We start from the raw sequence: 690 nt of genomic DNA on the forward strand, positions 1-690 counted from the left end.
CCGGATCACAGGATATTGCCGCCTCCCCGAAGCTTATCGCAGGCTGTCACGTCTTTCATCGCCTCTGACTGCCAAGGCATCCACCATGTGCGCTTCATTACTTGACCATACAACCCCAAGTAGTCTTTCGACTGCTAAGTGTTATAAAGTCTAATTATGATAACGATATCACCTATGTTTATACGCTTGATTCAGTTCTCTTTACTTTTTTTAATCACTCACCCCTGGGATAACAACTGATGTCGTTAAGAGGTGAGTGATTAAGGTTAGGAACAACGCGTGAACACGTGTTCCTAACCCAGACTCATATCTATGTTTTTAAATAGTCTCTATGCTCTCGTCGAGTCACAGATTCTGTATAAAACAGAAAGAAGTAATCGTGTCTTTATTCAAAGATAAATCACTTGTTTCTATTTATACCATTAGCACTTAAAGCTTATTCGTCTATAGTGGTGGAGCCAAACGGAGTCGAACCGTTGACCTCCTGCGTGCAAGGCAGGCGCTCTACCAACTGAGCTATGGCCCCATTATAAAATGGTGGGTCTAAGTGGACTTGAACCACTGACCCCCGCGTTATCAACACGGTGCTCTAACCAGCTGAGCTACAGACCCAATTACGCTTGTTAAAACGTAAGCTTAAACTAAAGAACAACTTGTTGTGAATTCTTGCTGACCGAATGCCATCTATAA

Annotated in this window: 2 tRNA genes and 1 rRNA gene; all 3 read right to left on the reverse strand. The window is 42.9% G+C overall.

Going from position 1 to position 690, the window contains the following annotated elements:
• Window positions 1–107 (reverse strand): 23S ribosomal RNA (locus tag JMW94_RS14745); the annotation flags it as partial.
• A gap of 343 nt (window positions 108–450) precedes the next feature.
• Window positions 451–526: transfer RNA gene (locus JMW94_RS14750), tRNA-Ala, on the reverse strand.
• Between the two features lie 9 nt (window positions 527–535).
• Window positions 536–612, reverse strand: a tRNA-Ile gene (locus JMW94_RS14755).
• Window positions 613–690: the final 78 nt, after the last annotated feature.

This window comes from Psychrobacter immobilis, assembly GCF_904846185.1.
In the GTDB taxonomy this organism is placed as follows: Bacteria; Pseudomonadota; Gammaproteobacteria; order Pseudomonadales; family Moraxellaceae; genus Psychrobacter; species Psychrobacter immobilis_B.